Below are 5,488 nucleotides of genomic sequence, written 5' to 3'. Positions count from 1 at the left end.
CCGCACCCGCGGTGGGCGGGGGTGGTCTGGCCGCCCGGCTGCGTGGCCTGCCACCGGCCGAACGGGCCCACCAGCTGCTCGAACTCGTCCGTGTCCACGTGGCGTTCGTGCTCGGGCATGCCGGCGCTGACCAGGTCGGGCCCGACACCGCTTTCAAGGAAGCCGGTTTCGACTCGCTCACCTCCGTCGAGCTGCGCAACCGGCTGCGGGAGGCGACCGGTCTGAACCTGCCCGCGACCACCGTCTTCGACCATCCCACCCCGGTCGGCCTGGCTGTCCACCTCGGGGAGCGGCTCGGACTGTCGGACGGATCGCCGGAGTCGGGCGAGGCGCTGCTCTCCGACATCGGTCGGCTGGAGGCCGCACTCGCGGCGCGGGCGCCGCAGGCTCAGGTCCGGGCACAGGTTACCGCCCGGCTGCGGCGGCTGCTGTCGGACTGGGTGGCCAGCGCGCCAGCCGAGGGGGCTGCGGGGGACACCGCGATGGACCCTGCCACACCGCACGGCGCCGGAATCGACGTCGAGGCGGCTTCCGACGACGAACTGTTCGCTCTCATCGATACCGAGTTCGGCGCCTAGCCCGGCCACCAGTTCGGCACCACCCGGCGGATTCAGGAGCACACCTCGATGGCTGATGAGAGCAAGCTGCGCGAGTACCTCAAGCGCGTGCTGGCCGACGCCCGTCGGTCCCAGCAGCGGGTCCGTGAACTGGAGAGCGAGCAGTCGGAGCCCATCGCGATCGTGGGCATGGCCTGCCGGCTGCCCGGCGGGGTGACGGGCCCGGACGATCTGTGGGGCCTGGTCAGCGAGCGCGGCGACGGCGTCAGCGGGTTTCCGGCCGACCGAGGCTGGGATCTGGAGAGCCTGTTCGACACCGACCCCGACAGCTCCGGCACGTCTTACGTCGACCAGGGGGGGTTCCTGCACGAGGCCGCGTTGTTCGACGCGGCGTTCTTCGGCATCTCGCCACGCGAGGCGGTCGCGATGGACCCTCAGCAGAGGCTGCTGCTGGAGACGTCGTGGGAGGCGCTGGAGCACGCGGGGCTCGATCCGACGGCCCTGAAGGGCACCGAGGTCGGCGTGTACGCCGGCGTGATCCATGAGGGTTACGGGAGCGGCCCGGTGCCGCCGGAGCTGGAGGGCTTCACCGGCACCGGCTCCACCGGGAGCGTGGCGTCGGGCCGGATCTCCTACGTGTTCGGGTTCGAGGGTCCGGCGGTCACGGTGGACACGGCGTGCTCGTCGTCGCTCGTGGCCATCCACCTGGCCTCCGGGGCGCTGCGCCGCGGGGAGTGCACGATCGCCCTGGCCGGCGGGGCCACGGTGATGGCCGGCCCGGGGATGTTCATGGAGTTCTCCCGGCAGCGGGCGTTGGCGGCCGACGGCCGGTGCAAGTCGTATGCCGACGCCGCCGATGGCACCGGCTGGGGCGAGGGCGCTGCCACGGTGGTGCTGGAACGGCTGTCCGATGCCCGGGCACGCGGCCACCGGGTGCTCGCGGTGATCCGTTCGTCCGCGGTGAACCAGGATGGCGCGTCGAACGGGCTGACGGCGCCGAGCGGGCCGTCCCAGCAGCGGGTGATCCGGCGGGCGCTGGCCGCCGCCGAACTCTCGGCGACGGAGGTCGATGCCGTCGAGGGCCACGGCACCGGCACGACGCTGGGTGACCCGATCGAGGCGCAGGCACTGCTCGCCACCTACGGGCAGGGCCGGGCGGCCGACCGGCCGCTGTGGCTGGGATCCCTGAAGTCGAACATCGGCCATACCCAGGCGGCGGCCGGCGTCGCCGGTGTGATCAAAATGGTGCAGGCGATGCGGCACGGCGTACTGCCGGCGACGCTGCATGTGGACCGGCCATCGGCGCAGGTCGACTGGTCTTCCGGGGCGGTCGAGCTGCTGACCGAGCCGCGGGACTGGCCGCGGGCCGGCCGGCCGCGCCGCGCCGGTGTGTCGTCGTTCGGTGTCAGCGGCACGAACGCTCATCTCATCCTTGAGGAGGCGCCCGCCGTCGCGCCCCGGGTCGAGACCGGCCGCGTCCCGGATGATGGGAAGGCCGCACCGGTGAGCGGGCCGACCGTCTCCGCCGTCCTGCCCGGCCTGGTGCCGCTGGTGGTGTCGGCCCGGACCGCCTCAGCGCTGGCTGGCCAGGCGCAGCGTCTCGCCCCCGTCCTGGTCGGATCGTCACTGCCCGCGGTGGCCGCGGCGCTGAGCACCCACCGGGCGGCGCTCTCCGAGCGGGCCGTGGTCCTCGCGTCGGACGCCCGCGAGGCGAGCGCGGCGCTGGGGGCGCTGGCGCGCGGAGCCGACCACGTCGGCCTGGTCACCGGGTCCGCCACCCGCGGCCGGCTGGTCTGGGTGTTTCCTGGTCAGGGCGCCCAGTGGCTCGGGATGGGACGGGAGCTGCTGGCGACCAGTGAGGTCTTCGCCGCCCGCGTCCAGGAGTGCGCGGCGGTGCTGTGCCCGTTGGTCGAGTGGTCGGTGGAGGACGTGCTTCGCGGCGAGGCGGCGGCCGGCCTCGCCGAACGCGTCGACGTCGTCCAGGTCGCGAGCTTCACGGTCATGCTGGGCCTGGCCGCGCTGTGGTCGTCCGCCGGCGTGCGGCCCGCTGCCGTGATCGGCCATTCCCAGGGGGAGATCGCCGCTGCCTGCGTGGCCGGCGCGCTGAGCCTGGAGGACGCCGCCCGGGTGGTCGCCATCCGGGCCCGGGCCATCGCGGCGTCACTCGCCGGCCGTGGCGCGATGGCGTCGGTGGCGCTGGCACCAGAAGAGGCCGTCGAACGGCTGCGGCCATGGCCGGCGCTGTCGGTGGCCGCGCTCAACAGCCCGTCGTCGGTCGTCGTGGCCGGGGACGACGAACCACTGGACGAGGCGCTGGCCGCGTTGCGGACGGACGGCGTGCGGACCCGGCGGATCGCGGTGGACTACGCCTCGCACACCGCGCACGTGGACGAGGTCGAGGCGTCCCTCGCCCGGTCGCTGGCCGGCATCCGCTCGCAGGCGCCCCGCACGCCGATGCGCTCGACCGTCACCGGGAACTGGGTGCGGGCCGCCGACGAGCTCGACGGCGACTACTGGTACCGCAACCTGCGCCGACAGGTCCGGTTCGGGCCGGTGGTGGCGGATCTTCTGGCCGCCGGGTACACGACGTTCATCGAGATCAGTCCGCACCCGGTGCTGCTGGCGCCGATCAACGAGTCCGCGGAGCACGGGGACGGAGACACGCCGGTGGTCACCATCGGCACGTTGCGCCGGGATGACGGCGGCCCGCGGCGGCTGCTGACGTCGTTCGCGCAGGCCTTCACGGCCGGTGTCCAGCTCGACTGGGGCAGGCTACTGGTCGCGGTGGGCGATCGGGTCGACCTGCCCACGTACGCGTTCGACCACCAGCATTTCTGGCTGCCCGCCGTGAGGGCCACGGACCCGACCGGCCTCGGGCTCACCACGGTGGACCATCCGCTGCTCGGCGCCCTGGTGCCCGTGCCGCAGACCGGTGGGCTGCTGGCCACCGGCCAGCTGTCCGCCCAGGCCCATCCCTGGCTCGCTGACCACCCTGATGGCGCGGGGGTCCTGCTGGAGCTGGTGCTGCACGCGGTGGACGGCCTGCGGGACCTCACCGGATCCGACCCGGTCCGGCTGGCGGACCTCACCGTTGAGTGCCCGCTCACCCTGCCGGAGTCGCACCGGTTGAACGTTCAGGTGGCTCTGACCGGACCGGATGGCACGGGCGCGGGGACGGTGACCGTCCACTCGGCGCCGCAGGGCACCGGCCGCTGGACGAGACATGCCGTGGGCACCTTCACCAGCGACCCGGACCCGGATGGGGACGGGTCCGCCAGCCTCGATGTCACCGTGTGGCCGCCGGCCGATGCCCTGCCACTCGGCCCGGACCTGTGGCGCAGCGGTGACGAGATCTACGCCGAGGTCACGCTTGCGGACGCCCAGCGTGACCTCGCCGGCCGGCTCGGCCTGCACCCGGGCCTGCTCGACGCCGCGCTGGAGGCCGCCCGTCCGCTGCTGCCGGACGACGACGCCGAGCGGCATCCGCTGCGGTGGCATGACGTCCACCGGGCGGCGGTCGCAGCGACGGACCTACGGGTGCGGCTGGTCCGGCGCGACCGCGACGCGGTGTCGGTCGAGGCCGTCGACACCACGGGCGAACTTGTGCTCAGCGTCGGCTCCGTCGCGCTGCGGCCGCTGCCCGCGGCGGCGGAAACGGCCGTGGCGGACAGTCACGATGCACTCTTCCAGGTCGACTGGCGCCCGATTACCGCCGCCGCCCCTCGCACGCGGCCGTCCTGGGTTCGCGTCGCGTCGCCGGCCGACGTGCGGGGGGTGGCCAGCGCGGCGGCCCGACCGGACGCCGCCGTCCTGGACGTCGGGGACGGGGACGGGGCGGACGCACTGACACTCACCTCTCGGGCGTTGGAGGTTCTTCAGGCCTGGCTCGCCGCCGACGGGCTGGAGGAGACGATCCTCGTCGTCGCTACCCGCGGCGCGGTACCCGCGGGTGGCGACGGAATGCTCACGGAGCCGGCCGGCGGCGCCGTCTGGGGACTGGCCAGGGCGGCGCAGGGCGAGAACCCGGACCGGATCGTCCTGGTCGACCGGGACCCCGCCACACCGGTGTCCCGCTCCGGCCTCGGTCCGCGGCTCGGCGCCGTCCTGGCAAGCGGTGAACCCGAGCTGGCACTGCGTGGTCACGCACTGCTGATCCCACGCCTCGCCCGTGCGACGCCCGCGAGCCCGCCTCCCACCGCCCTCGACCCGGACGGCACGGTCCTGATCACCGGTGGCACCGGTTCCCTCGCCGGTATTCTCGCCCGGCACCTCGCGGGCCGGCAGGGCATGCGGCATTTCGTCCTGGCCAGCCGCCGCGGCCCGGCCGCCGACGGCGCACAGCGGCTCGTCGCGGACCTCACCGACCTCGGCGCGCTGACCGTCCAGGTCATCGCCTGCGACGTCACGGACCGGGCGGCGGTGGCAGCGCTGCTGACCGAGGCCGGGCGGGAACGCCGGCTGAGCGCCGTCATACACACCGCCGGCATCGCCGACGCCGGCGTCATCGCGGCGCTGCGGGCCGACCGGCTCGCCGAGGTCTTCGCGCCCAAGGTCACAGCCGCCGGCCACCTCGACGTCCTGACCCGCGAGCTCGCACCCGGGCTGGACGCATTCGTGCTCTTCTCGTCGGTGTCGTCGGTCTTCCTCGGGGCCGGCTCCGGCGGGTACGCCGCCGCGAACGCCTACCTTGACGCGCTCGCCGCCCAGCGCCGAGCCGATGGCCTGCCGGGTACGGCCCTGGCCTGGGGTCTGTGGAGCCAGACCGCGGGCGGTATGGCGGCCGGCATGGACGACCTGACCCGCAGCCGGATGAACCGGCGCGGCGGCGTGCGGGCCATGAGCCCGGACGAGGGGATGAACCTGTTCGACGCCGCCCTCGCGACCGGCCGGGCCCTGCTCGTGCCGGCCCGCCTCGACCTGCGCATGCTGCG

The 5,488-nt window shown here is 74.4% G+C and carries 2 protein-coding genes; both read left to right on the top strand.

Going from position 1 to position 5,488, the window contains the following annotated elements:
- Positions 1-578, top strand: a 578-nt coding sequence (locus MXD58_RS31740; RefSeq protein WP_250609649.1) for a phosphopantetheine-binding protein, incomplete at its 5' end; no start/stop codon positions are given.
- A gap of 48 nt (positions 579-626) precedes the next feature.
- Positions 627-5,488, top strand: a 4,862-nt coding sequence (locus MXD58_RS18815) for a type I polyketide synthase (RefSeq protein WP_250609648.1), incomplete at its 3' end; no start/stop codon positions are given.

It is taken from the genome of Frankia sp. AgKG'84/4 (genome assembly GCF_023242965.2).
Lineage (GTDB): Bacteria > Actinomycetota > Actinomycetes > Frankiales > Frankiaceae > Frankia.
Note: the sequence above shows the minus strand (reverse complement) of the source record. Positions and strands in the feature narration are given on the sequence as shown.